This window comes from Streptomyces sp. 2114.4 (genome assembly GCF_900187385.1).
Taxonomy (GTDB): domain Bacteria; phylum Actinomycetota; class Actinomycetes; order Streptomycetales; family Streptomycetaceae; genus Streptomyces; species Streptomyces mooreae.
In genome coordinates, this window is record NZ_FYEY01000001.1 from 4,408,006 (window position 1) to 4,432,318 (window position 24,313).

Below are 24,313 nucleotides of genomic sequence, written 5' to 3' on the forward strand. Positions count from 1 at the left end.
TCGGGTGGCAGGGAGAGTTGTTGCGCCTAAGAGGAAACATTTTTGATGGCCCGACAGCTCCTAGTGCCACGGGTACGGCAAAGCCCGCCTCCCCAGTGCTGGGGGAAGCGGGCTTCAACGGGGCGTGGCTACTCGGTGGTGATGGTGATGAGGTCCTGGATGGAGCGCAGATCCTGGCGGCCGGCGAGGTAGCCAATACCGCGGTGCAGGTGGATCAGCAGGGTCTTGCTTATAGCGGCGTCCGTGGGTTCCTCGCCGTCCTTCGCGCACCGCTGCTTGAGGAGCGACAGGTAGACATCGCCGTGTGGTCCGGCGAAAGTCCTCCAGGAGATCTCCACGTTCGAGTCGGTGGTGATGTCCCGCACGAGCGGTGTCGACGGGTCACGTAGAGACAGCGCGAGCCCCCAGCGGCACAGTTCGTTCCACTGGGTCAGCCCAGTGTGGCGCTTGAGCCAGGCAAGCTGGTCTTTGGCGGCCTGGGAAAGCCGGATAGTGATCTCAGACGACATGGAGGGCTCCCTCGGTCCACCAGTAGCCCTTGCCGACGCGGGTGGTGAACGTGGTGTCGTCGTGCGCGAGGACGTAGCTCTGGGCGATGGAGGGCCGCAGCCGGTTCAAGAGGTTCTCGTCAATCTCCTCGTCTGTCGACAGCAGAAGGACCTGCCGGCCGGCGTAAGGGAAGTACCGATCAACGAGATGTTCGCGGTGGAGGCTGTCCAGGCGCCCGAGAGGGGTGTCGATGACGGTGGGGAGTCGGTTGCCGGCCACCTTGGCCAGCCCCCATAGGAGGGAGACGGCCAAGAGCTGACGCTCTCCGGCGCTGAGCCGGGCGGGGTCGACGGGATCCCTGTCCTGGTCGGTCAGAGCGATGGTGAACTTGTCAGTATCGATCCGCAGGCTCTTGATCAGCCCGCTCTTGCGCATCAGAGTCTGGAAGCTGATCAGGACAGCTACCTGCAGGCTGCTGATGTGCTTGCGCAGGAGAGCGGAGCCGAAGCGTTCCAGGGTCGCGCGAGCCTTCTCTGCGTAGGTGGCGACTCGCTTGAGCTCCTCCTCGCGGACTAGTGGCAGGGCCTGCTTCTCGCGTGTGCGCTCGAAGTCGGCCTCAAGCCGCGCCTGGCGGGCCTCGGCTTCTGCGAGCAGTTGGGTGGCCTGTTCGACGGCGGCACGGGCGATGGTCACTTCATCCCTGGCCGCCTGACGCTTGTCGATAAGGTTTTTGATCTTGCGTTCGTCCGGGACGGCGGCCAGTTGACGTTCAGCCTGCTGCAGCTCGTGCGCACCCTTGTCGGCGGCTTCCAGGAGTTCGGCAGCGCGAGCCTCGTCAGCTCGCAGAACCTCATCCAGCGTAGACAGTTTCCGGATGAGGTTGTGCGGTAGGCCCAGATCCAAGCTGAGGTCGGCTGCCGCGGTGCGCTTCTTCCTCTCGACCGTCAGTTTCTTCTTCAACGCGGTGCGGGCTGCAGTGGGCACGCTGTCGGCCAGCTGATCAATCAGCCATGCATCTCGTGATTCGAGGATGCCGACGACCTGTCGCGCTTCGTGTGCCTCCTGCTCCTGTACGGCCTGTTCCATCAGCGTGGCGAGTTGATCACGGAGCAGTGCCAGAGGGAACGCGCCTTCAGCCAGACCGCGCAGGGACTTCTGTGTCTGCGCCAGGCGATCCGCAGCAGCTACCTTGGCCGCCTCGAGCGCGAGGCGCTCCTCGAACAGATGCCCACCTGCGCGCTTGAATTGTCGCTCTATCTTCTTGAGTTCTGCCTCGGCCTCGGTGTGGCGCTCATTGGCCTGATCCAGTTCCGTCTCTCGGGCGGACGCCTCCTGGGAGGCTGCCTGCTTCTGAGCCTTCAGGTCGTGGAGCTGCTCAAGGGCCCCCCGGTCCTCTGACGACAGCCTCTGCCGGCGCTGAAGGACGAGGAGGTCGGTGCGCAGCTGTTCGACAGCCCTGACGCCGAGAAGCGAATGGACGGCGGCTTCGATTACGCCGGCTGCCCGCTCGGGGTCGGCCAGCTGCTCGACTTTCTCACCGTCGAAGAAGAAGAGCGAGGCAACCTCTAGGGGCAGGATTTCCTCGACGTGCTCTGCCCAGTTCTCGCTGATCGTGGCGTCATACCGGCCGTCGATGGTGACGGCCAGGTTCTCCCTCACGTTCTTACCGATGAGGGCCCAGGTTCGGTCGACCTCGTAGGTGCGGCTGCGGCCCTCTACGGTGATCGAAAATTCCAGTTGTAGCGCAGACCCCTTGGCGGAGTCGGCTGCGCGGTTGATGCTTTCGCGCAAATATGTGTCGTACGCGCGATTGCCTCGCCCGCTGCAACGGGCCCTAGGGCCGTACAGCACGAGCTGGATCGCGTCGAGCAGCGTCGTCTTGCCGCAGCCGTTCAGGCCGCCGATCAAGATGATCGGACGTTTGGGCTTGACCCGAAGGTCGAGGTGCTGCCGACCTTGGTAGGCGCCGAAGTCTTGGAGTGTCAGGCTATGCAGGTGCATCGGTGGTGGTCTCTTCGTTCAGCGACAGCTGGGTCGGGTCACTCTCGCGCAATGCCTTCAGCTTCTTAGCGAAATGCAGCGCGTCGTCCGCGTCCTCGTAGTAGCCCTTCTTGATTGCTTTCTCCAACGACTCGAACAGGCCGGCGCGTCGGGACATCGTCCGGTACTGCCGCTCGACCGCGAGGAGTTCACGCGTCATGGAGAAGTGGATCGGATCGTCCTCACATGCTTCCTTGAGTAGACCGATCTCCTCCGCGCCCAGCACGAGCTGCTCGTCCAGGGGCAAGCCGGGGAACGTCTCGCCGGTCACCTCTTCGTAGATCCGCGGCACGGAGTCCTCAACTTCGTGCTTGTCGAACACCCAGATCCGGCGGATCTCGTGCAACTCCTTCATCGAGATCAGTTCGATGCCGCGCACGTGCTCCGGGGCTTTCTTGTGGTTGCGGACCTTGTTCTGCGCGCTGAGCAGCTTGCGCAGCCAGTCCTCGCGAGCGGACTGCTTGTACGGTCCAGGAATGGTTCGGTCGCCGTCGCCGAGCAGTTGGACATTGCCGTTCATCCGGCGGAAGTCGCGTGTCTGGCTCTCGTTATTGACGTCGTCGAGCTCGTTGCGGAGCCTGAGCAGCGGCCGCATCCACTCCTTCTCGTCGTCATTGCGAATCATGGCAGTCATCGACTTGTCCTGCTCGACCAGCGTGCACGTCCAGCAGCCGAACCGGCTGTCGCCGCATGAGGGTGTGGTGTCGTCAACAACCAGCGGGCATTCTGAATCATCAGATGCGCCCTGATACATCGTCAGCAGGTCTTTGTTGTCGTGACCCCACGGGTTGGGGTACTGCATCAAGAACGCCCACACCTCCTCGGTCGACCAGTCCTCAATCGGGCTGTAGACCAGGGAATTGGGGAGCTTTCCATTGGGTGAAAGGCGGTCGCGAACGCGACGCTTCTCGTGCCGGGCCATCGCCCGAGCCCGGGCCTGGCTTTCGGCCTTGCGGATGCCCAGCACGAGGATGGTCTCCCCGTGACGTCGCACAACTCGTCGGATGAAGGCGTTAGACGGCTTAATCTTCAACCGCTCTGTGCACCAGCGGAACTTCGGCCGGGGCGCGGGGTAGCCCTTGCCGATCAAGCTGACCCAGAATGTGTCTTTGACGTCCGGGGTCAGCTTGTGTGACTCGACCGGAAGCTGCTGTTCCTGCGCGGCGGCACGCATGGTGTCCAGGGATTGCCCGACCCAGGCGGAGACGACAGGGTTCTCCACCAGGGTGTCCGTGCTGATCACGTGGACTGGCTTGGTGCGCTGGTCGGTGGGCAGACCCTTGAGCGCGAGCCATACCAGTTGGAGCACTGCAGTGGAGTCTTTCCCGCCGCTGTACCCGATGACCCAGGGCACTTCATCCGCGACATAGAGTTCGCGAATTTCCTCCGTCAGCTCTTCGACGACCTCTGCCAAGGGCCTGTCTTGGAAGGTCCTCGTCGAGTTGGGGGTGCTCATGACTCTCCTCGCAGATAGGCATCTTCCACGCGCTGTTCCTCGGCGCTCAGCTCTAGCTTGAGGTGCTTACGCACGTAGTTCACGGTCAAGGTCAAGTTCTGTCGGCTCTTGGAGACCCGCCCGCCGACAAGGGCTCGCCCTTCCCACTCCGTGTTGGAACGCGTCCAGTCCACAGTGGACAGGCGATTGAGGGTTAGAGCCCAGCTCCGTGGCGCCAGGGACTTTCGCAGCAACGTGTTGCCGACGCGTCCCAGTGCATGCAAGGCGATGCCGTGGCTGTGCAGGAAGTCGCTGCGCATCTCTGATGCCGACATCTCACGCCGTCGCACCATGTCCCACTCTGGGATCAGTGCGTCGATCGCGCTCCAGTACGCCTCGGCCAGCTCCTGGGACTGTTGCTTGCTGATTTTTAGGTCCTGCAGCAGAGACTGCGTGGCGTAGTAGAGGGAGCTCAGAGTGAACAGCTTACGGGAGCGCTTTGACAAGGTGCTGTTCTCCATGTCCACGTGCCCCTTGAACATCGGGGCACGCATGGCCAGCAGCCGCACCGTGGTGGACAGATCGTCACGGTGGTCGTACAGCACACCGATGGAGCGGGGTGGTCTCACGGCATGCCGGTTCAAGTCGGCGAACATCTGCTGGCAGCGAGCAAGGCCGGCGTCGTGAAAGAACACCACGGCTATCGTCTCCTCGCCGAGGTCGGGGTTCTCCTTGAGCGCCTGCTCGATCGCGGCGCGTCGGTGCTGGCCGTCGTTGATGAGGAACCGGGCAGCCATCGAGATGCGGATCTGGCCGGCGCGCATGCCCACGCCACTGTCTGCAATGCCCCCGAAGCGGATGTCGCCATCGACAGAGGCCGTTAGCGCACTGAAGACGTAGTCGGTGGGGTTGTCGATGATGTAGCGGGTCAGCGCCGGCAGTCGCCCCTTGTTCAAAGTCCGCTGAGCGCGTACCTCAGGGGCCAGCTCGTCCTCATCGAAGAGGAAGATCTTGGGGATGAGGCGGAGTGGGCACATGGACACGTAGAACTCGCGTCCTGCCTGGATACCGCGGATAGCCGGAAATACGTACTCAAAACCGGCAGACGTCGGCGATTCGGCAGGTTGAGGAGCGACAGAAGATCCCACCTGCACACGCTATCGTACGTCAGGTAAATGACGTACACAGCACGTGGGAATCACGCTCGAAGGTGGTTGGGTTCGATGGTGACGTACCTCGACGCGGCGGCGACGACGCGCGTGGACCAGAGAGTGGCCGATGTTGTCCTGCACTGGATGACGGCCGAGTTCGGGAACGCCGGTAGCCGCCACGAGTACGGTCTCCGCGCCAAGCGCGCGGTTGAACGTGCCCGCGACTACCTGGCGGGGACCGTTGGAGCGGAGCCCGATGAGTTGATCTTCACTAGTGGCGCTACGGAGAGCAACAACATCGCTCTGCTTGGGCTCGCTGCCTACGGCGAGCGGACCGGCCGGCGCCACATCATCACTTCCGCTATCGAGCACAAGGCGGTGCTTGAGCCCCTGGAGTACCTAGCCCGCCGGGGTTTCGAAGTGGACTTCCTCAAGCCCGGCCCCTCGGGCCGGGTCGCGGTCGAGGCTGTGTTGGAGCGGTTGCGACCGGACACCCTGCTGGTGTCACTGATGCACGTGAACAACGAGACCGGGGTCATCCAGCCCGTTGTCGATCTCGCGCGCGAGCTACTATCCACTCCGACTTACTTGCACGTGGATGCAGCTCAGGGGTACAGCAAGGTCCCTGCCGATCTGACCGCCCCGATCGACATGATCAGCATCAGTGGTCACAAGATCGGCGCGCCCAAAGGCGTAGGGGCTCTGGTTACTCGACGTCGAGAAAGCATGGACGACGAGCGGCCTCCCTTGGAGCCGATCATGTTCGGCGGCGGCCAGGAGCGCGGCCTGCGGCCCGGCACCCTGCCCGTGCCCTTGATCATGGGCTTGGCCGAGGCCGCGAAGGTCTTTGAAAGGGAGCATGCCCAGTGGAAGGCTGCCGCACTGGAACTGCGCGCGCGGCTCCTCGAAGGGTTGGCATCAGAGCGCTTCCACCTGAATGGTGACCAGGATCACGTTGTTCCGCACATCGTTAACGTCTCATTCGAGGACGTGGATTCTGAAGCGTTTCTCGTCACGCTCAAGGAGCTGGTTGCGGTCGCGACGGGCTCTGCGTGCACTAGCGCCTCCTACACGCCGAGCCACGTACTCACCGCAATGGACCTGCCTGACGCGGTGGCGAGGAACGGGCTGCGGTTTTCCTGGTATCCCGAACAAGCAGATGGCCTGGACGTCGCGGAGCTGGCCAACGGAGTCGGGAAGCTCCGGCCGCGGGTCTGAGTGGGCCAGGGCCTAGTCGCGAGTTCGGACGAGTCGGTGCCCGTGGAGGGTTCGCTGGCACCGAGCGAGCTCGCTCTCCCAGCCGGCCTCGGTGCCAATCAGGTGTGGGTATGCATACAAGCCAGCCTTGACCTCTGCCTCTGTCAGGCGCTGGTACTTCGGCGCATCCGGGTCGTCGGGGTGCAGGAACTCATGCTTGCGGTGCAGCAGCGGCCGATTGCTACGACCTCCGTACGAATGATGGGAGGTCTCGAAGGTCCCCAAATCCACCTGGTAGGACGTCAGCAGACGCGGATGGGGGTCACGGTCGAACTCTGGGTAGTCCAACCAGCTAACCGCACGGCCCCGGTGGCAGAGTTTGACAACGGTCCACGCCTGCGGTCGGCCGGCTGCAATCGATGCACAGTGCTCGTACAAGCGCAGTACGGTCGGCATTCGATCCACCGCTCTGCGGTGCACGTAAAGCGCGGTCGGGGTCAGCTTGCCAACGGTGGAGGCGCTCATAGCTCCGCGGATGTAGGCGTCGTCCCGCAGCTTGAGCAGCAGCCGGTCGGCTCGTTGGCACGCCTCCTTGTATGACGAGAAGAACGCCCGAATGTCCAGCTGCACAGTTAGCGGCAGACTCGTGAACGGGCCGCGCCCGTTGAAGAGTTCAACTGCAAGGAACAGCAGCGTGTTGAGAGTGGTGCGTTTGGCCCCCTCACTCACCTTGGCTGGGTCGGCGGACTCGCGTGCAAGGCGGCGTACCTCCGCCTGGCTCAGGTGCGCCAGTAGTTGGGCTGTGAGCCGGGGCGTTTCTTCCAGGCGCGGAGGGCGCCCGCGTCGCTCCACGTGGTCGATGAGCGCGGCTACTGCGGTAGCGGTGTCGCTCGAAGCCAGCCACTCGTCATCGGCGATGATGCGGCGTGCGAGATAGCTCAGCCGGTCGCTGTCGGCCTTGAATGCATAGATGATCCCTGGCCCGGCGGAGACGGCCCGGACACCAGTGATCTCTTCAACGTAGATCCGAAGCTCGTTGGCCCCATACAAGTGTTGGAATGTCTTGCGCCGGGTCAGCAGACCGTCCCCGAACTCTTGACCGTTGACCTTCGATCTTTCCCAGGACAGGCGTGCGGAAGCGATCAACACCTTCCCTGCGAGGTCCCAGGCGCTCTGGAGGGTGCGCCGCCGTTCGACAGGGTCTTCGATGACGTTTAGGACGTAGGTGAGAAGCACCACCGTGGCTGGCTTCAGTTGCACATCGGGCTCGTAGAAGGGATCCCAGCCGGCGGCGTCACACCCCAGGTGCCGCAGTGCGCGAACATCTTCCCCGCGCCCGCATCCGTAGTCGAAGACAGCATCGTCGGGAAGGATCTGTCGGTCGAGTAGGGCTTGGCGGGCGGGAACGGACAAGCTGCCTCGCGTGATGGCAGTGAGCCATCTCCTGCTTCTGGCCTCTTGAGACATGACCTTCCCCGGTGTCTGCTCGTTTCCTCTCGGAGTATGGCGGATTTAAGCGGTCAGGGACGGCGCCTCGTCGGATCCTCACCGCCTGGCAGCTGACGAGACGTACAGGAGTGCTGTCATGACTGTCGGAGCTTGCTGGAAGGATCTGTGCCATGGATGCTTCGAGGTCTATCAACGCCGCAACTACTGGAAAGGAATTGGGAGTTCGCCCTAGAACGGCACCGCCGCGGTACGCCATGATCCTGGTATCTCCCCACGGCGTGGCGCATCTCCCCGGCAAGTGCAACCACCATCCCGACAAGAGCCACCGAGAGGCGGGCTGGGGATGGGTGGTGGAGCCAGATGAAGGGGTCTGGGAGGGGATCAGCCGTGAAAACCCGCTCCAAGCGACGCACGGCAACGCAGCACGTGTCGCATGGGAACGATGTGGTCACTGCCTCATGTAGGGGGCGCGACAGAGCATTGAGACGGGCAGCGGCCCCCGAGCCGCTGCGTTCATACGGGCCGAAATCAGATGGGTCACAAAACAACCCCAGGTGGCTGACCTGGGGTTGTTACATGGATCGGGCGACGGGAATCGAACCCGCGGAACGGCCGCCAAGGCGGGCCCTCCCTGGGAAGGATAGGGCCATGAACACGGCGGATGTCGTGGTCATCGGCGCCCTTCTCTCCGTTCCCGTCGCCAGAAGCTGGTCACCTGCCGCACCAACGCCAGCGGCGTTGTTTGCTGACCTCCGTTTCGCTGCACCAGCATGGGGAGGCCAACCGAGGGAACGGGACCCCGGTGGATCCCCCAAGTTCTCGTCCGAGTGATAGCAGGGCGACGCGTCACCCAGGGCGCCCCAGCATGCCTAGCGTGCCGGGATGACGATCGAGTACGAAAGCCTTGGGCAGCCCCTGGGGGAGTATCAACTGACGCGAGCTGATCACCGCCGTCAACAGGAGGCCGAGGACATAGCCGCATGGGTGGAGAAGCAGCTTGCTAAGGCGCCTCGCTGGTCTGAGGAGAAGATCCGGCAGGTTCAGGAGCTCTTTGAGAGCTGCACGGTGCCACCTCCATGGGAGTACATGAGGTGGCGAGTGCGTCTCTACTGCGGCCATATTCAGGAGGTCAAGGGACTGCGCCGCGAGAGTCGCCCTGACGGGAGGGCCACGGACGTTTGTTGCTCCGAGTGCGGCAAGAGTCCTGCGGTGATCGTGGCCTTTGAGGTGATCGGGCCAGTGGCCGAACCGCCGGCAGCGCCGCAGGTCATGCCTCGGAACACGGCGTCACGCCCTGTTCCCGCTGATCGCCGCACAAAGGCGGAGCTGGAGGCGGAGAACGCCACCCTCCGGGCAGAAGTCGAGCGTCTACGCCGCACCTGACCGAGTAGATCGCGTTTCCAGCAGCCGCGGTCATCTCAGCGGGTGCCTTTCCAGTAGTCGTCCGGGCGGTGGTGCGCTCGCTGGGCGTTCACCGAGTCCGCCATGCTGGGTTGATACCTCAGCCCAGACTACTTTTCCGCCGTGCCGGGGCGGGTGGGAGTAGCCCCAGCGGCTGGCCATGGCTTCTGTCAGGAGCAGTCCCCGTCCGCACGTTGCGTTGCTGTCCGCCGAGCGGCGTGATGGTGGGCGAGGGTCGCAGTCGCTGACCAGGATGAGCACGCTCGGTCCTGTCAGGCGGAGCCTGAGAGAGATCGTTCTGACCTCGTACGAGCTTGAGGGAGCGACTTCTTGCGCCGGGCTAGCGTGCCGGACGGCGTTAGTCGTCAGTTCGGAGGCGAGGAGCCGAACTGTCTCGACAACGTCGCTCCCGAGCTGCCATCGGCGCAGGACGTCGACGGTGTGTCGCCGGGCCCAGGAGGCGGCGTTGGGCGTGGCCGCAAGGGTGAGATCGCTGATCGTTTGGTGGGCCTGATTCATGGGGGATGCCTCCCTCAGGGGGATGGCTGAGCATGAGTGGGTGCCAGGCGCTGTTGGATGTCTGTATGGCAGTCCCTGGGCATAGAGAGCCGCTTGTGGCCGCTACCTGGCCAGTCGGCGTCGGCGGAGATCGCTACTTCGTGGCGATGACATAGACGCTGCCCCAGCGACGCTTCGGATTGGCGATCTTGGGGTCGAAGGTCCACGGCTCTACGGTGGCGAAGCCTGCTTCGGTGAAGAGCTGGACGAGCTTCTCGTAGTCGTAGGCCCAGAGATGTGGGGTGTACTTGGGGTCGTCGTCTTGGTCACGGAAGACGAGGTTGACGAGGTCGAGCCGGGTGTTGATGTCGTTGCGGCAGTCGCGCTTGGCGTACCAGCGCTCGACCATCTCGTCGGCGGGGTCCAGCGGCCCGGGGTACTGGCTGAGGGCGAAGGCGGCGTCGGGGACGCCAGTGATGATCCGGCCGCCTGCTGCGAGTACGCGGTGGGCTTCCTGGACGTAGTTTTTGACGGAGCGGGGGTAGTCGATGTGCTCCAGGAAGTGCTCGGAGAAGATCAGCTCGACGGTGTCGTCGGGCAGGGGGATGCCTTCGCGGACATCCCAGAGCAGGTCGGCCGGCGGGACGGCGTCGACGTTGAAGAACCCCTCGATGCGGTGGGTTCCACCGCCGATCTGGACCTTGGAGGGCTTCTGGTCGATGCGGCTGTCAGGCCAGGCTCGCTGGCTGGCGTGATGGTAGCGGTGGAGTCCGATCTCCCAGGCCGCTGTGCGGAGTGCTCGGGCAAGGCCGTGGGTGGTGGAGGGGGCGCTCAGCAGGGCGTCGATCTGCTCCCCGAGGAGGTCGACGGAGGGCATGCCGAAGTAACTCATGGCGAGGCTCCTTGGAAGAAGAGGCAGCAGAGAAGCTGCTGATGAGGGCAGGGGTGGTTACGCGGCGCTGGGCGCCGGGGCGGTCCACTGGTTGTTGCGCATGAGGGTGTACTTGATGTCCACCAGCCGCGGGGCGATGGTCAGGGAGAGCTGCTCGGCCGGGTGGAGGTGGCCGGCGTCGTCCTGTTCGGCGCGCCAGACGCGGTAGTCGAGGTTGGGGTAGGCGGGGTTGATCCCGATCTCGCCTTTGGGCATCGTGCCGTTGAACGGGGCGACGATGTCCATGTGGTTCCAGTAGTTCCAGGCTTGCAGGGCCTTGTACTGGTCGAAGTAGAAGTAGAAGTCGGGGTAGCGGCCGAAGGTGCGCAGTTCCCGGTGGATGAGGTGGCCCAGGAGAGGGCCAAGCTGGGTGGAGAGGGCGTCGAATTCCCAGCGTGTGTGGTGCCGGGCTTCCGGGGCCTCTCCAGGAGCGAAGAGCCGGGCTGCGATGAGGTGGCTGATGCGTTCGACCAGGTAGTCGGCCGCGTGGTTGATCTCGATGGTCGGGTCGACCTGGTGGATGAGGTCGGCCAGCTGGCTGGGCCGGGGGCGGAACCTCGCGAGGTCGAACTTGCCCGCCATGTTCGGGTAGGAGGCGAAGAGCATCTCCTTGTACAGCCAGTTGTTCAGCTCTCCGATGTCGGCCAGGCGTCGCGTGTGCTGTGAGGCTGAATGGAGCATCAGGTACTCCGCCAGTGCCTCGAAGTAGAGGTAGCCCAGGATCGGCAGGCGGGGGATGGTCTCGTCGAGCAGGCCGAGGAAGGGCCTGGCGGCGATGCGCGTACCTCGGTAAGCCACGGCCGCTGCGGTGGCGAGGAAGGCGGCGGAGTTCTTCACCCTGGCCACGACGGTCTCGCGTAAGCGGTGCCGCTCGCTCTTGCTCAGCAGGTATTCGAGGTGGCAGTAGATCCGCAGGTGGATGAGGCCGAGGCGCAGATAGTCCACTCCCGCCAGCCCTTGGTACGCCTGCGGCGGGGTGTTGATCTCGAAGATCAGCGGGGTGGGTACGCGGTCGGTGACGCCGAGCTTGGCCAGGAAGGCCGGCGCTTCCCTGGTCAGGACATACGCGGCCAGGTTGTGCATCCGCAGGCCCCGGTCCGTAGCCGTGAGCGGGGCGCAGTAGATGCTGCCGACGAGGCAGCCCCCGGACGGGTAGAGGACCCCTTGCTCGTTGATCTGCTCCAGTGCGTGGGTGACGTGGAGGAGGTGCAGTGTGCCGTTGCCGTTGAGGGCGTCGAAGAGGGAGTTCTGCTGCAGCAGGCGCCCGTTCGGTGTGGCGGCCAGTCGCTCGTCCCAGATTGCCGACTGCTGGGCCAGCGGATCGTTTGTGTCGGCGGGGCTGGGGATGAGGGCGGTGTCGTAGAAGGCGTGGGCGTCGGCCCAGAGATGGTAGGCGTCGAGGAAGTCCATGGTTACGCCAGCTCCTTCTCCGCAAGCGCGTACAGGACGGCTGCCGGGCTGTGCGCGCCGGCCAGGTGGGCCTTCTCGGAGATGCTCACGAGGTCGAAGGCGAGGCTGTGGAAGGTGTCGAAGGCGGGTTCTTTGATGTGCTGGGCGTTCGGCCACCACCTGGTCTTCGGCAGGCGGTAGCGGTCCAGGGCGTCGGCGGCCTTCACCACGTCGCAGATGACCTGGCTCCGCAGGTAGTCGGCCTGGTCGTCGGGGCTGAACGCGCTGTACGGCACGTCGTGCAGCCGGATGGTGGTGGCGGCCCGTGTGACGCGACGCGGTGTGGCCGTGAGGTCGAAGCGGCCCCAGACCGTGTCCGCGTTGGCGGCGAGCCAGATCGCCGCGCGTTCCCCGTGCCCCCGGTCGTCCTTGTCGTGATGGCGCTGGCAGTCGTGGACGGCAGCGGCCACGATGACGGTGGTGGTGTCGGCGTCGTCCAAGCCGTGCGCCTCGGCGAGGACGGCGGCCAGTGTTGCGGTACGCATGGCGTGCCGGACGCCGTGGATCGAGTCGTACAGCCGGGGCTCGGCCAGCCAGCCGCGCGGCAGTGCGGCCCGTCGCAGGAGGTACTGCGACAGCGGCCGAAGGGCCGGTTGCGGTGAGGGCTGGAGGTCAGGCCGGTTGGTGGCGATCCAGTCGATGGTGGCCCAGTCCATGTACTGGTGGAGCGGCAGCTGCCCGCGGGCAGCAAGGTCGATCAGGCTTGCGGTCGCTGGGGTCGTGCTCATCAGTGCCCACCCCCTGGTGGTCTCCGCGGTGACGTGCTCCTATCGGATGGGCGCGGCCTGCCGCTCGCGCTCCTTGCGTTCCTTCTCAGCGGCTTCGAAGGCGGCGGTGAACTCAGCCAGTTCCTGCTCGGTCATCAGGGCGACACCCAGCTCGTCGGCGACGTCCGTGATCTTGGCGGCTGCCTCGGCACGCGCGGCGTCGGGGGCGTCGTCGTCCAGCAGGACCTCGAATTCGGCGTGGTAACCCCATGCCTCGCTCCACTTGACCGCGATCTCGACACCGCCGAAGCGGAAGTTGTGCCGAAGATTGGACGCCTCGTGCATCGCTCCCTCGAACCCGAGAGCGTTGAACACCTTCACCGCGGCATCCACGTCGGCCGGGGCGATGGCGAACTCGGTCTCCGCGAATGCGGCGCCCTGCCCGATCTTGCTTCCCTTGAGGGTGATCTTGGCGGTGCCGGCAGCCGTGTTGTCGGTGACCTTCAGCAACTGGTCCGGCAGCACGTAGAAGTAGATGTGCTTGTCGTCGGGCCCCAGGTCTTCGCCGTCCCTCTTCAGACGGTCGACGAGCTGGTCACGGGCCTCTCTGCTGAAGCGGGCACGCATCTCGATCTCGATGGGCATGGGCGTATCGCCTCCTGAATCAGGCATGACGGAGCCATCCGGACCGGCGCCAGGGGGATGGGTAGCCGGTTCGGGCGGCTGCTGCTTCTGCGGTTGTGGGTCAGGGGCGGGGCGGTGCGGCCGTCACTCGGCCCGGCTCACCACCCCGCCGGATGGATCACTGGTCAGTCCAGGTCGCCGAAGCGTTCCCGGACCACGCCCTCGTGCAGGTAGGTCGGGAGCTGGACGCCCCCCACCGAGGTGCGGCTGGTGGCCACCTGCTCCTCGGTGTCGCTGGGGAAGCCCTCCAGGAGTCGCAGGCACTGCTGCACCCACTCACGGGACTTGGGCCGGTCCCCCAGGTCGCGGTGGCGTACCGCCAGGACGTACGCGGTCTCGGTGGCGGCCCACCGGTCTGTCGTCAGTTCGCGCTGGAAGACGGACTCCAGCTCATCGGCGGAGGCCAGGCGGGTCTGGATGGTCATCGTTTCCCCTCAGAAGTTCGGTCGTGCACTGATGGTGCTCAACGCATCGGCGCCCCCGCGGTGACGCCGTAACCCGCCGCTAGTAGGTGTAGAGCTCCGCGAGGGTCTTGTAGTCGTGCAGCTCGTCCTTGTCGAACCACAGCTCAAGCTCCTGCTGCGCTTCCTCCTTGTTGCCGGAGGCGTGCACGAGGTTGGCCACGGCCTTGCCCGAGGCGATGCTGCCCGCGGCGCTGTAGTGCGAGAAGTCGCCCCGCACCGTTCCCGCCGGCGCCTGGTTCGGGTACGTGCTGCCGACGATCTTCCGCACCGTGGCGATGGCGTCGAACCCTTCCAGCACCAGTGCGATGACCGGCCCCTGCTGCATGAACGTCGACGTGACGCGGTAGACGTCCGATCCCAGCCGCTCCTCCAGATCGAAGTAGTGCCGCCGGGTGAACTCCTCGTCCATCCACTTCATCTTGGTGCCGACGATCTTCAGCGCGGCTTCCTCGAACCGGGTGATGATCCTTCCCGCCAGGCCACGCACGAGCGCATCGGGCTTGAGCAGGACGAGCGTGCGCTCAACCGGGTTTGCCTGATCCTCAGCCATGGGGTCCCTTTCGGTTTGTCAGCATGGAGATTGACGGCAGGTCAGCCATCAGGTAGCTGAGGTTACCGGCGCTTACTTGCTCGTCCGGACGCTCGGACCTTCGCTCGGATGGCGGACAGCGGAAGGCGACACGATAGGGCTGAAAACAAGGGCCTATTTCAGCCAAGTGCGATGGCACGCCTACTTGTTGGGGGTCCTCGCCTAGACTCTCCTTTTGGTCGACCGGCGCTTTTGCGCACAGGCGGGTTGGCCGCTCAGGGGGTCTCCTGCGGCTCATTCCGCCCTGGCGACCATCATTCTTCCGAGTCACCCACGGGGCGGCCATGAAGCGCCAGTGCAGCCGGAGTGCACCTTCAGTGCGTGAGCTCCTGCACTGAGAGCGGGGCGAAGGAGGAGGGTGGACTGTGGATGTGATCGAAGTCTGGAGCGGCCGCCACGCCTGCCTGCTGCAGTCGGCTCTGCGCCTCACCAATGAACAGTTCGCGGCCCGGCTGGGCATCGCGGTACGGACCGTGGCGGCCTGGCACGCTGACCCAGCTGTAGTGCCGCGCAAGGAGATGCAACAGCTCCTCGATACCGTCCACGAGAAGGCTCCGGCAACGGCACGACAGCGGTTCACGCTCCTGGTCTCCGGTGAACGAGGGTCGTCCGCGCCGAGCGCAGTGGGTGCGCAAGCCCTGCGCGTTGCGATCGCCGTGGTCATACGTGAGAGCGAGGTGCTGCTGGTCTGCCGGCGAGACGATGACGCAACGGGCCTCAGCTGGCAGTTCCCGGCAGGCGTGATCAAACCGGGCGCCAAGGCCGAGACCGCGACCGTGCGGGAAACGCTGGATGAGACCGGCGTGCACTGCGCGATCCGGCAGCATCTCGGAAACCGGCTTCACCCGGTGACCGGCGTCCTGTGCGAATACTTCCTGTGCGAGTACCTCGCGGGCCAGGCCACCAACTCCGATGCCGTCGAGAACATCGACGTGATGTGGGTTCCCAGAAACGCGGTGACCCGTTTCATCCCCGTCGATACGATCTTCCCACCCGTGCTTGCCGTCCTGGAGGAGCAGACATGACGCAGCAGACAGCCGATGAGCGACCCGGCATTGCAGCGGCCATCATCGTTCACGAGGGACGCGTTCTGATGGTCCGGCGCCGGGTCAGTGAGGGGAAGCTCTCCTGGCAGTTCCCGGCCGGCGAAGTCGAGCCCGGCGAAACCCGCGAGGACGCCGCTGTGCGGGAGGCCAAAGAGGAGACCGGCCTGGACGTCTCCTCCGTCAAGCTGCTGGGCGAGCGTGTCCACCCGGCAACGGGCCGGCTGATGTCCTACACGGCCTGCGACGTGGTCAGCGGAACCGCGCACGTCGCGGACACCGAGGAACTGGCCGAGCTTGCCTGGGTTGCGCATGACCAGATCCCCGAGTACGTCCCGTACGGCCTGTTCGGGCCGGTGCAGGAATACCTGGACGCCGCTCTCGCCAGCTAGCCACCCCGCCCCACGCTGTCTCCTGCGTACGGCCTGAAGGGCGGCACGGGAAAGCCTGATGTCTTCCTTCGCGACGAGCGGGAGAGGACATCAGCCGTGCAGAGTCCAGAACCGCATCACTTCTGCCGACAGCTTGGAGTCCCCGCGTGACCGATCAGCCTGACCAGCAGACCAAGAAGCCCTTCCTGTACATCGTCGTCTGCGCAGCCGGAATCGCTGGCGATGTCGGCAAGCTGATCACGGCTGCCCAGGAGGCGAACTGGGACGTAGGCGTCATCGCCACCCCGCAGGGCCTCGGCTTCGTCGACGCCGACGCCTTGGCGGCCCAGACCGGCTGCCCCATCCGTCCGGCATGGCGCTCGGCCGGAGACCCGCGTCCGCTGCCGCCCGCCGACGCCATCGCGGTCGCCCCGGCCACCTTCAATACGATCAACAAGTGGGCAGCTGGGATCTCCGACACCCTTGCGGTGGGCATCCTGTGCGAGGCGTACGGCTTCGGCATCCCCACCGCCGTCTTGCCGTACGTGAACTCGGTCCTGGACGCCCACCCCGCGTACCGGCAGAGTCTGGAGCGGCTACGTGGGATGGGCGTCCTGATCGGCTCGTATGAGCCGCACCTGCCGAAGGCCGGCGGCGGGGCCGACCGTTTCCGTTGGGAAGAGGCGCTGGAATTGCTTACTCCCCGAGTGTCTGCCCCATCGTGATCAGCGCCGCCGTCCTTGGGATGGCTGCGACGATCGAATTGCCGCCGCGGTGTGGGCCGGAGCCGGAACAATGGGGCCTTGCGTAACGCTGCGAGCCTTGGCGGCCTGCGCCCGTGGGCTGGGGGCGTGGCGTTCACCGAGGCGGCGGACGCGCCAGGTCAGTGCACGGGCGGGGTTGCGAGCGTCATCCAGCGTGCGCTGGCCCAGTGCCTGGTCGAGGACGGTGGCTGCGTTGTGCCCAGTAGCTTCTGCCTCGGCGAGCACGGTGGCGAGTGCCTCCCGGGCGGGGTCGTTCAGGATGCGCCCGGCGTGCTCGGGTACCACCTGCTGGAGGTGGTGGGCGAGACGGTGTTTCGTTGGGAGGCTGGGGGCGCGGTGCGCGAGGACGGTCAGGACCGGCTCGGCGGTCTGCTCGTACGCAGACTGCAGGTGGACGAGGGCCTGCTTGGCTGCGGCTTCCTGCTGGGCGTGTTGGCGGGTGCGGTGCCAGTGCACCGCAACGGCCACCGCCGTGAGCATGGTGTCCAGGAGCATGGCGAACCCGGCGCCGTCCCTGTCCTGGGGCCGGTCGCGCCAGATCGTCTGCATGCTGCGGCGCAGGACGCGGGCGCTGTCGCGATCGCCGGTTATGCGGGAGCGGGTGGCGCGCTCGAAGGCAGCGGCGGCCTGTTCGAGGTCGGCCTTCACCGCCGCCGGTGCGGTGACCGGTAGCAGGTCCAGTGCTCCACCGAGTGCTTCCAGCTGGCCCTGGGCCACTGTGTCGTCACTGCCGGCTAGGTGGCTGGGGATGCGTTCGGTGGCGGCGGTGGCCTGATGCCACGGATTGCCCGGCAGGGCAGTGACCGGTTCGGGGCTGGTGGCGGCGAGGCGTTTGCGGATCTGGGGCAAGGACAGGTCGGGGGAGAGAGTCGAGCCCGCGTAGAACACCGGCTCGCCCTTGTCATTGGTGTCGCCGGGCAGGGCGAAGTTGCAGCCGAGCGCGTCGCCGGAAGGGCCGAGCTTGAGGCGCACGGTCACGTCCGTCGCCTCCAGCAGGGCGAAGAACTCCGCCTCGTCGGCCGCGGCGGCCACCGCGCGGCGCACCCGCAGGCGCAGGACGTCGCGGGCGGCGGCGTCGTGGCCCAGGCGCTTGGCCTTGAAGTGCTCCTTGCTGGTGGTGCGCTTGGCAGCGGTGCCGTCACCCGGCTTCAACCGCCTCAGCCCGTAGTTGACTTCGATCTGGCGGGCCTCGCGCTGGACGGCGCGCTGGTCGTGGTCGCGGTTGGGGCGTTTGCCGTCTTGGCGTACGAGGGTGGCGGCGATGTGGATGTGGTCGTCGGCGTGGCGGACGGCGACCCAGCGGCAGGCTTCGTCGTCTCCTTCGGGGGCGATGCCGGCGGCGGCCACGATCCGGCGGGCGATGTCGGCCCACTGGGTGTCGGTGAGGATTGGGTCTTCGGGGGAGGCGCGGACGGGGCAGTGCCACACGGTGTGCTTGGGTGCCTTGTCGCCCAGCATCTTCACGGGCTGGTTGAGCTGTGCGGTGAGCTGGTCCTCCACGTCCTTCGGGTCGCGGTGGGTGCTGCGGCCGGGGTCGGGGGCGAAGTCGTTCCAGGAGGCCACCAGGTGCGGATCGGTGTGCTCGTTGGCCCGGCCTTTGCCGAAGAGGTAGCGGATTGTGCGGCGCGTGGCGTCTGGGCCCGTGCCGAGGATGATCTTCGGTATCACCGGCTCACCGTGCCTCTGTGACCCGGGCGACGGCGGTGTCCAACTCGGCGATGGACGCCTCGACCCGGTCCAGGAGCCGTTGGACGGTGTCGGGGTGGGGCCAGGCGCCGTCCTTGTTGAGGTGCCAGGTGAGCTGGTTGAGGTTGTTGCCGATGCCGCCGAGCTGCCGGTTGGCGGCCATCAGTGCCTTCACCATGGCGCGGTAGTCGGCGACGGCTGCGGTGGGGTCGTCGGCACGGGCGGCAGCGAGCGAGCACTCGGCGACGTAGCCGCCAGGGTTCATGCGGCTGAGGTCGGCGGCGTTCTTCACGAGGGCGAGTTCGTCGTCGTTGTAGCGGGGAGAGATGCGGTGCTCGCGCAGCTGCTTGTCACGCAGTCGACGACGCGGCGCGGGCTTGGGCGGCACGTTCGACGACTGCTCGATGGCCCCTCCTGCGGTCGGCTCCCCTGGGCCGGCCGACTCCGGTGCCTCCTCGGCGCCGGATGCCTTCGCCTCCTCCGGGGCGGAGGCCGGGTAAGGACTCCTTACCCGACAACTTGCTGCGCGTGAGACGGGGGCGGTGGTCATCTCAGGCTGAGGGATGAGGGGTTCGTGGTGCTGGTCGTGCATGGATCGGTTCTCCGTGGGTGCTGGTGTCGGGTGCCCCGCTGTAGCGGTGCCCGTGTCCCCGCGCTGTCGGCACGGGGACACGGGGTGAGCGGGAAGGGTGGGGCGATCGGCGTGATCGCGGGGTCAGGCAGCGGCGACGGGGGCTGCGTCGCGTTCCGCCTGCCGCTGGTAGGCGGCTTCGTCGAGTTCGGCCTGAAGGATCTCCTTCAGCCTGTCCGCCTCCTTCCTGCCGATGGTCAGGTCCTGGCTGCGGAACGTGTTCTCGATGTGGCGGCGCGAGGCTCGGCCTTGGCGCCCCAGTGGTGCAGTACGCGCGATGGCGAGCCGTTCGGGGGAGATCTCGCCGGCCTCGTGGTTCTGCGATGCAGTCGAGGGCTGAGGGGCCTCGGCCACGTCTGGGGTGTCCGAAGCCACGTAGGCAGAACTCCGAGCCACGTCGCCCGGGCCGTGAGCCACGTCGGCAGCGGTTGGCTCCGGTGCATCGGGAGCGGTGCCCGCGGGGACGGCGGGCTTGTCGCTGTCGGTGCCGTTGTGGCTGTGCCCGACGAGGTTGTGGCTCTTGGTGATGCCGGGCTCGTGGGGACGGGGCGAGGGTTGGCGGCGGATGACGATGTAGAGGTGGACGGCGCCGGCCAGGGCGAGCGGAGCGATGGCGGACAGGGCTCCGACGGTGAGGTCGTCGAGTCGCAGGCTTTCGCCGTGGCGGGCCTGCTGGTTGAGGCGGACGGCGTGTAGGGCGTTGGCCCAGATGCTCGTCACGGTGGCCAGTCCAACGAGGGCCCACACGTACACGCGGGAGCGTGTCGGGGCAGTGCGGAGCTTGAGCAGGGCGCCGACGCCGATGGCGATGAACCCGTCGATCACGAGCGGGAAGGCGTAGGTGAGCAGTCCGCGGATGTGGACGGCGACGGCCATCTGCCGCAGGGCGTCGTAAGAGAGGGCAAAGGCGAACGCGGCGAGCAGCGCGATGCCGGCGCGGATCGCGGTGGTGCCCGGTATGGCGGGCGTGGTGGTGCTGTGGGAGGTCAAGCGGAGGTACTCCAGGTTGGGGCGGACGGCGGCCATGGGCGCGGGTAGGAGTGGCTGCCGCTCCGTTGCGGTGACTCGTACCACTCGTTGCATGCCTGGTCAGAGCAGGTACGAGTGGCGTGGTGATGTCGAGTTGACTCGTTGCGGGACGGGTGGTACGAGTCGTGGCGGGTCAGGCTCCGGTGCCGGGGAGCGGCTCGGCGGCCTGATGGGCGGGCCCAGCCGAAGGCGTCGGCTCGGGGCAGTAGCGCGCCCAGGTGTCGAGGAACTGGTTGCGGGTGAAGCCCCTGGCCTGGGTGCCGTCGGGGAAGCGGCGATTGGACGAGTGGAGGCCGTAGGGCTTCAGCAGGATCTGCAGGCCGCGCGGGGTCAGGCCGTTGGCGCTGTAGTCCGCCCACGGTGCTTCCTTGTCCGCGTTGAGGTGCTCCAGCAGGCGCTGCGTGCGTATTGCTGGCGGGTCGTTCTCGGCGGCGAAGGCCCGGCGGATACCGACCAGCAGGCGCGTGCGCAGACCGCCCTGTTCGTCCTGCCCGGCCTCGTAGTCGGTCATGATGCGGCAGGCGGTGCGGGCCAGCGCAGGCCACTCGCCGCCGGCGAGGTCGGCGATGGTCACCAGAGGCTCCCAGGTGTCCGCTGCACGGTCCTCCACCGGCATGGCCGGCTCCATGTCCATCGCCTGCCGGAACAGCGGCTTCAGCCACGCGGCGAGACGGTCGCGTATCGCGTGCAGGGCCGGAGTGTCGCGGACGGTGCGGAAGTGCGCCACCTTCTCCTTCCCCACTCGGCGGCGCATGCGGATGACCACCGACCGGTCCATGACCGTGTCCGGCAGGTCGCCGATCCCGGCAAGCGCCGCCATGGCGAAGGTGGAGAACTTCGTCGGCTTGTGCTCTGGCCCGACCACCCGCAGCGTCGGGCGGTTGCGCTGGTGGCCTGCGTTGATCAGGCCGCGCACCTCCTCGTTCTTCTCCGCTGCCTTGGTGGTGCCGAAGAGGGTGTCGGCCTCGTCGACCAGGAGCGTGATCGGGTCATCGTCGTCGACCGACCGGAAGATCGCCGCCGGACTGGCGTTGACCGTGATCAGGGGGTTGTGCACCGTCTCGGTGATCACGTCCAGCAGCCGCGACTTGCCGCACCGCTTCTCCGGCGCGACGATCGCGAGGCGCGGCGCGTGCTGCCACGCCCGCTGCAGGTGCGTCGCCGCGACCCACAACGTCACCGCCGTGAGCGCCTCCTCACTCGGCATCACCACATACCGCGCGATCTGCGCCCGCAGGTCGGCCAAGACTTGCGCTCCTTCGGGCAGCGGCGCCACCGAGGGCGCGTCGTCGCGGTCCCCTGCTGCGGGAGGTGTGGCGGGGATGGCCAGTTGGCCGGGTATGTGGGCCGGAGGCCGCGACATGGCGGCGTCGTCGGGAAGGGATGGCGTATTCGGCTGGGCATCGGTCATACTGGGTATCAGCTCCTCTGCTCGCGGGCCATATGGGACGGCAATCCCGGACTCCGCGGGTCGATCGCTAGGGATGGCGGTTGAGAGGTTTGCGCTTGAGCCCCCGGCATCGCCGGGGGCTTCTTTCATGCGATGTGCGGTCGTGCGGGGCTCCTCGGGCTGGTGGGGTGGGGGCCACCAGTATGCCACACGAATTGCGATTCGCAGAAGTGTTTTGCATTTCGCAGTAGCCATGCTACTGTTTAGGGGTCGCTGCAAATTGCAGTGATCTGCTACGAACGGAAGGAGGTGGCCGTGGCGGACGAAGACGCCGCAGAGGGCGTGCTGCTCAGCGGAGAGGCGAACGTCGCCGTGCGCATCAAGGTGGAGCGCGAGGCGCGTGGCTGGAGCACCAACGCCCTGTCCGACCGCCTGAACGAGGCCGGATTCGAGATGAACCCGTCCGCGGTCTGGCGGATCGAGAACGGCAAGCGCCGCATCAACCTCAACGAGGCCATCGGATTCGCCGAGGTCTTCGGCCTCGACCTGCGCAACCTCGTCGGCCCCCCGCAGCTGGCCGCAAAGGCCCGTGCAATGGAGCTCATCGACGATGTTGTGGACGCGTTCCGTGGGACGCAGCGTGCCAACGCGGCCTTCACAGAGGCGCGCGACGCCCTCGACGCCTACCTCGTCGAGCACCCCGACATCCGCGAGGAAGCCGACGTCATGGTCTCCAACGCCATCGCGGAGGAGGCCAATAAGAACCTGCTGAAGATGTATGGGCCGCCGCCAGGCGAGGGCGGCGACGCCGCCTCCGCCGGCGAGGCATAGCCTCCGCCTTCATTCCCGTCCTGGACCCGCAAACCCCCAGTACGGGCATCTCACCCTCATCCCTAGCGATCGACCGGCGGGCCGGTGTTGCCGCACCCACGCCCGCCACGACCTGAAGAGGACTCACTCCTTGCGCCGACCCGCAATACCCCCTGCCTCGGCACCGGCTCCGCACGCCGAGGCCGACCTGCCGCGCCTCTATGTCCCGGAGGAAGTCGCCGCCTTCCTCGGCTGCTCAGCCTGGTGGGTCAAGGACCGCGCCCGTCGACGACTCATCCCGTTCACCCGCGTCGGCCGCGCCTACCGCTTCACCGGCGAGCACCTCGCGGAGATCATCCGCATGCACGAGGCCCGCCCTGCCCTCCCGCAGCAAGGGGCGGTAGCTGCTGCTGTCTCCAAGCCCTCTGCTCCTCAGCCTTCTCCGTCGCCCGTCGTTTCCACGGCTCGCCTGCGCGCTCGGCCACCACGCCGAGCCCGCCAGAGCCAGTTCGGGACCGCCGCCTAGCACGACGACGAAGGAGGGGAGGGATACATGGGTTTCGGCGAGAAGCGCGGGAACTACTGGCGAGGCCGGTACAAGATCGCGCCCGGCAAGCACCTCACGGTCGTCGGCGAGGACGGCAAGCCGCTCAAGTTCGCGACCAAGGGCGAGGCCCAGCGCGCCGCGAGCGAGGCCGAGAACAAGTACCGGCGCGGTGACTGGCGCGACCCGGCGCTCGGCCAGGAGACCTTCGGTGAGTACGCGAGCCGTTGGTACGCCGCCCAGGACCTGGCCGCCTCGACGATGCAGAACTACAAGCGCCACATCGAGGAGCACCTGCTCCCCGAGTTCGAGGACAAGGCGCTCGCGGGCATCCTGCGCACGGACGTCGACCTGTGGGAGAAAAGGGAGAGGGCCGTGTACGCGGCCTCCAGCGTCAAGACCTGGCGCTCGACGCTCCACCTGATCTTCGAGGGCGCGATCGACGAGGGCCTGATCACGTCCAACCCGGCGGCCAGGCGGCGCGGGCGCGGCAAGCGCGCCGGCCGCTCGCGGGATCGCGGTCCGGAGAAGGTCGTCACCGACGCGCTCGGCATCCTGCTGACCGCCGAACGGGCAGCCCTGCTGTCCGGCCGCGACGACGAGTTCGTCGCCACGGTCCTCAAGGGCTACACCGGCAAACGCTGGGGCGAAATAGTCGGCCTGGAAACGGAGTTCGTCCGGCCCATCGCCTTCAGGGTCGAGTGGCAGCTGTACGAACTGGACACCGGCGAGCTGGTGCGCTGCCCGCCCAAGGACGACAGCTACCGCACCATCGACTCGATGGACTGGCTGTCCTCCCTGGTCTTCAACCACATCGCCCGGACGAAGCCGACGCCCTGCCCCTGCCACCGCAGGACGTACGTCTTCCGAGGCCAGGGGGCCGCCCGCACCAGCGGGCATCAGGGCGCGAAGCTCGCCGACGTCGCGCGCCTCGCAGGGGTGTCCACGGGGACGGTGTCCAACGTCCTCAACCACCCCGACCGCGTACGGGAGGACACCCGCGTCCGCGTCGAGCAGGCGATCGCCGACCTCGGATTCGTACGGGGCGGTACCACGTCCGAGCACGCCGCCCACTGGCGCCGGAACGGTTTTGCGACGTGGCTGTTCACCCCGGCGGTCTCCGGCTGGTACCCGAAGAAGGCGCCCCAGGAGGCCCGCCCGGTACCGATCCTCGGCGAGCCGTGGCCCGGCATCCCCGCACGCGGTCGCGGCGCCGCTGCTCGGGCTGACGCCTGCTGGCTCCCGATCGCCAAGGGCCTCACACCCCACGGCCTGCGTCACACCCACCGCACGATGATGGAGGACCTCGGCACCGAGAAGGTCCTCATGGACGAACGCATGGGCCACATCGACGGTTCGGTCTCCGCGCGCTACGCCCACGTCACGCCCGGCATGCGCCGACGCCTCATGGCCGGTCTGACCGAGCAGTGGGAAGCAGCACTCGACGCCCGGCTCGTGATGAGTCCCACGTCGCCGGTGCGCGTGCTCAATGATCTCCTGCGCGCACGCGCGGTCCAGTAGTCCCACGGTGCCCCCGCAGCGTCGTTGCGGGGGCACCGCC

General features: G+C 66.6%; 24 protein-coding genes. 8 read left to right on the forward strand and 16 right to left on the reverse strand.

From position 1 onward, the window contains the following. Positions 1-128: 128 nt before the first annotated feature. Genes dndE through dndB form a run of 4 tightly spaced genes read right to left on the reverse strand, consistent with a single transcriptional unit; the run spans position 129 to position 5,112 of the window. The gene (gene dndE / locus CFW40_RS19330) at positions 129-509 is read right to left on the reverse strand and encodes a DNA sulfur modification protein DndE (RefSeq protein ID WP_088799080.1); all 381 of its coding nucleotides are present in this window, start codon (positions 507-509) and stop codon (positions 129-131) included. Beyond that, positions 499-2,490, reverse strand: coding sequence for a DNA sulfur modification protein DndD (gene dndD, locus CFW40_RS19335; protein WP_088799081.1), 1,992 nt, complete (start codon positions 2,488-2,490; stop codon positions 499-501). The genes dndE and dndD overlap by 11 nt, the downstream gene beginning before the upstream one ends. Continuing rightward, positions 2,477-3,985 carry a DNA phosphorothioation system sulfurtransferase DndC gene (gene dndC, locus CFW40_RS19340; protein ID WP_088799082.1) on the reverse strand — a complete coding sequence of 503 codons (1,509 nt, stop codon included), beginning with the start codon at positions 3,983-3,985 and terminating at the stop codon, positions 2,477-2,479. The genes dndD and dndC overlap by 14 nt, the downstream gene beginning before the upstream one ends. Next, positions 3,982-5,112, reverse strand: a complete 1,131-nt coding sequence (gene dndB / locus CFW40_RS19345) for a DNA sulfur modification protein DndB (protein ID WP_088802218.1) — start codon at positions 5,110-5,112, stop codon at positions 3,982-3,984. Before dndB ends, dndC begins: the two co-directional genes overlap by 4 nt. A gap of 75 nt (positions 5,113-5,187) precedes the next feature. On the opposite strand from dndB, the gene dndA reads away from it, so the two are divergent. After that, a complete protein-coding gene (dndA, locus tag CFW40_RS19350; protein WP_088799083.1) occupies positions 5,188-6,333 on the forward strand; it encodes a cysteine desulfurase DndA in 1,146 nt (381 codons plus the stop codon). A 12-nt stretch (positions 6,334-6,345) separates the two neighbouring features. On the opposite strand, the gene CFW40_RS19355 is transcribed toward dndA, so the two are convergent. Then, positions 6,346-7,779, reverse strand: a complete 1,434-nt coding sequence (locus CFW40_RS19355) for a DNA phosphorothioation-associated putative methyltransferase (protein WP_088799084.1) — start codon at positions 7,777-7,779, stop codon at positions 6,346-6,348. A gap of 864 nt (positions 7,780-8,643) precedes the next feature. On the opposite strand from CFW40_RS19355, the gene CFW40_RS36710 reads away from it, so the two are divergent. Beyond that, a complete protein-coding gene (locus CFW40_RS36710; protein WP_119203697.1) occupies positions 8,644-9,144 on the forward strand; it encodes a hypothetical protein in 501 nt (166 codons plus the stop codon). Positions 9,145-9,174: 30 nt separating this feature from the next. Here the strand turns inward: CFW40_RS36710 and CFW40_RS38965 are convergent, their stop codons facing one another. The 7 genes from CFW40_RS38965 to CFW40_RS19390 all read right to left on the reverse strand — a co-directional run bounded on the left by CFW40_RS38965 (position 9,175) and on the right by CFW40_RS19390 (position 14,445). Further along, a complete protein-coding gene (locus CFW40_RS38965; RefSeq protein ID WP_088799085.1) occupies positions 9,175-9,681 on the reverse strand; it encodes an ATP-binding protein in 507 nt (168 codons plus the stop codon). A gap of 133 nt (positions 9,682-9,814) precedes the next feature. Beyond that, positions 9,815-10,552, reverse strand: a complete 738-nt coding sequence (locus CFW40_RS19365) for a methyltransferase domain-containing protein (protein ID WP_088799086.1) — start codon at positions 10,550-10,552, stop codon at positions 9,815-9,817. Between the two features lie 57 nt (positions 10,553-10,609). Then, positions 10,610-12,001 carry a hypothetical protein gene (locus tag CFW40_RS19370; protein WP_088799087.1) on the reverse strand — a complete coding sequence of 464 codons (1,392 nt, stop codon included), beginning with the start codon at positions 11,999-12,001 and terminating at the stop codon, positions 10,610-10,612. Positions 12,002-12,003: 2 nt separating this feature from the next. After that, positions 12,004-12,768, reverse strand: a complete 765-nt coding sequence (locus CFW40_RS19375) for an HD domain-containing protein (RefSeq protein WP_256331383.1) — start codon at positions 12,766-12,768, stop codon at positions 12,004-12,006. A gap of 39 nt (positions 12,769-12,807) precedes the next feature. Next, entirely contained in the window at positions 12,808-13,392 is a 585-nt protein-coding gene (locus CFW40_RS19380; protein ID WP_088799088.1) for a hypothetical protein, read from the reverse strand. Between the two features lie 164 nt (positions 13,393-13,556). Then, positions 13,557-13,856 carry a hypothetical protein gene (locus CFW40_RS19385; RefSeq protein WP_088799089.1) on the reverse strand — a complete coding sequence of 100 codons (300 nt, stop codon included), beginning with the start codon at positions 13,854-13,856 and terminating at the stop codon, positions 13,557-13,559. Between the two features lie 79 nt (positions 13,857-13,935). Beyond that, the gene (locus CFW40_RS19390; RefSeq protein WP_088799090.1) at positions 13,936-14,445 is read right to left on the reverse strand and encodes a nucleoside-diphosphate kinase; all 510 of its coding nucleotides are present in this window, start codon (positions 14,443-14,445) and stop codon (positions 13,936-13,938) included. Between the two features lie 404 nt (positions 14,446-14,849). Here CFW40_RS19390 and CFW40_RS19395 point away from each other — a divergent pair, with 404 nt between their 5' ends. The 3 genes from CFW40_RS19395 (at position 14,850) to CFW40_RS19405 (ending at position 16,623) form a co-directional block, all read left to right on the forward strand. Continuing rightward, positions 14,850-15,509 (forward strand): NUDIX hydrolase, encoded by a 660-nt coding sequence (locus CFW40_RS19395; protein WP_088799091.1) that lies wholly within the window; start codon positions 14,850-14,852, stop codon positions 15,507-15,509. After that, positions 15,506-15,919, forward strand: a complete 414-nt coding sequence (locus CFW40_RS19400; protein ID WP_088799092.1) for an NUDIX hydrolase — start codon at positions 15,506-15,508, stop codon at positions 15,917-15,919. The genes CFW40_RS19395 and CFW40_RS19400 overlap by 4 nt, the downstream gene beginning before the upstream one ends. A gap of 146 nt (positions 15,920-16,065) precedes the next feature. Continuing rightward, positions 16,066-16,623, forward strand: a complete 558-nt coding sequence (locus CFW40_RS19405) for a flavoprotein (RefSeq protein WP_088799093.1) — start codon at positions 16,066-16,068, stop codon at positions 16,621-16,623. On the opposite strand, the gene CFW40_RS19410 is transcribed toward CFW40_RS19405, so the two are convergent. The 4 genes from CFW40_RS19410 to CFW40_RS19425 all read right to left on the reverse strand — a co-directional run bounded on the left by CFW40_RS19410 (position 16,624) and on the right by CFW40_RS19425 (position 21,419). Continuing rightward, complete coding sequence (locus tag CFW40_RS19410; RefSeq protein WP_088799094.1) at positions 16,624-18,330, reverse strand: relaxase/mobilization nuclease domain-containing protein; 1,707 nt, start codon at positions 18,328-18,330, stop codon at positions 16,624-16,626. A gap of 4 nt (positions 18,331-18,334) precedes the next feature. Then, positions 18,335-18,736, reverse strand: a complete 402-nt coding sequence (mobC, locus tag CFW40_RS19415) for a plasmid mobilization relaxosome protein MobC (protein WP_256331764.1) — start codon at positions 18,734-18,736, stop codon at positions 18,335-18,337. A gap of 327 nt (positions 18,737-19,063) precedes the next feature. Beyond that, on the reverse strand, positions 19,064-19,969 hold the full coding sequence (locus CFW40_RS19420) for a DUF2637 domain-containing protein (protein WP_371127282.1): 906 nt from the start codon (positions 19,967-19,969) through the stop codon (positions 19,064-19,066). 172 nt (positions 19,970-20,141) lie between these two features. Next, positions 20,142-21,419 carry a DUF3631 domain-containing protein gene (locus tag CFW40_RS19425; protein ID WP_088799096.1) on the reverse strand — a complete coding sequence of 426 codons (1,278 nt, stop codon included), beginning with the start codon at positions 21,417-21,419 and terminating at the stop codon, positions 20,142-20,144. Between the two features lie 294 nt (positions 21,420-21,713). On the opposite strand from CFW40_RS19425, the gene CFW40_RS19430 reads away from it, so the two are divergent. The 3 genes from CFW40_RS19430 to CFW40_RS19440 all read left to right on the forward strand — a co-directional run bounded on the left by CFW40_RS19430 (position 21,714) and on the right by CFW40_RS19440 (position 24,273). Continuing rightward, on the forward strand, positions 21,714-22,229 hold the full coding sequence (locus CFW40_RS19430; RefSeq protein ID WP_088799097.1) for a helix-turn-helix transcriptional regulator: 516 nt from the start codon (positions 21,714-21,716) through the stop codon (positions 22,227-22,229). Between the two features lie 130 nt (positions 22,230-22,359). Beyond that, entirely contained in the window at positions 22,360-22,734 is a 375-nt protein-coding gene (locus CFW40_RS19435; RefSeq protein WP_176956450.1) for a helix-turn-helix domain-containing protein, read from the forward strand. Between the two features lie 27 nt (positions 22,735-22,761). Then, the gene (locus CFW40_RS19440) at positions 22,762-24,273 is read left to right on the forward strand and encodes a LacI family DNA-binding transcriptional regulator (protein ID WP_088799098.1); all 1,512 of its coding nucleotides are present in this window, start codon (positions 22,762-22,764) and stop codon (positions 24,271-24,273) included. Positions 24,274-24,313: the final 40 nt, after the last annotated feature.

Coding starts and splice junctions, on each gene's coding strand:
- dndE (WP_088799080.1), bottom strand. CDS start 509: ATGTCGTCTGAGATCACTATCCGGCTTTCCCAGGCCGCCAAAGACCAG.
- dndD (WP_088799081.1), bottom strand. CDS start 2,490: ATGCACCTGCATAGCCTGACACTCCAAGACTTCGGCGCCTACCAAGGT.
- dndC (WP_088799082.1), bottom strand. CDS start 3,985: ATGAGCACCCCCAACTCGACGAGGACCTTCCAAGACAGGCCCTTGGCA.
- dndA (WP_088799083.1), top strand. CDS start 5,188: ATGGTGACGTACCTCGACGCGGCGGCGACGACGCGCGTGGACCAGAGA.
- CFW40_RS19355 (WP_088799084.1), bottom strand. CDS start 7,779: ATGTCTCAAGAGGCCAGAAGCAGGAGATGGCTCACTGCCATCACGCGA.
- CFW40_RS36710 (WP_119203697.1), top strand. CDS start 8,644: ATGACGATCGAGTACGAAAGCCTTGGGCAGCCCCTGGGGGAGTATCAA.
- CFW40_RS38965 (WP_088799085.1), bottom strand. CDS start 9,681: ATGAATCAGGCCCACCAAACGATCAGCGATCTCACCCTTGCGGCCACG.
- CFW40_RS19365 (WP_088799086.1), bottom strand. CDS start 10,552: ATGAGTTACTTCGGCATGCCCTCCGTCGACCTCCTCGGGGAGCAGATC.
- CFW40_RS19370 (WP_088799087.1), bottom strand. CDS start 12,001: ATGGACTTCCTCGACGCCTACCATCTCTGGGCCGACGCCCACGCCTTC.
- CFW40_RS19375 (WP_256331383.1), bottom strand. CDS start 12,768: ATGAGCACGACCCCAGCGACCGCAAGCCTGATCGACCTTGCTGCCCGC.
- CFW40_RS19380 (WP_088799088.1), bottom strand. CDS start 13,392: ATGCCCATCGAGATCGAGATGCGTGCCCGCTTCAGCAGAGAGGCCCGT.
- CFW40_RS19385 (WP_088799089.1), bottom strand. CDS start 13,856: ATGACCATCCAGACCCGCCTGGCCTCCGCCGATGAGCTGGAGTCCGTC.
- CFW40_RS19390 (WP_088799090.1), bottom strand. CDS start 14,445: ATGGCTGAGGATCAGGCAAACCCGGTTGAGCGCACGCTCGTCCTGCTC.
- CFW40_RS19400 (WP_088799092.1), top strand. CDS start 15,506: ATGACGCAGCAGACAGCCGATGAGCGACCCGGCATTGCAGCGGCCATC.
- CFW40_RS19425 (WP_088799096.1), bottom strand. CDS start 21,419: ATGACCGATGCCCAGCCGAATACGCCATCCCTTCCCGACGACGCCGCC.
- CFW40_RS19440 (WP_088799098.1), top strand. CDS start 22,762: ATGGGTTTCGGCGAGAAGCGCGGGAACTACTGGCGAGGCCGGTACAAG.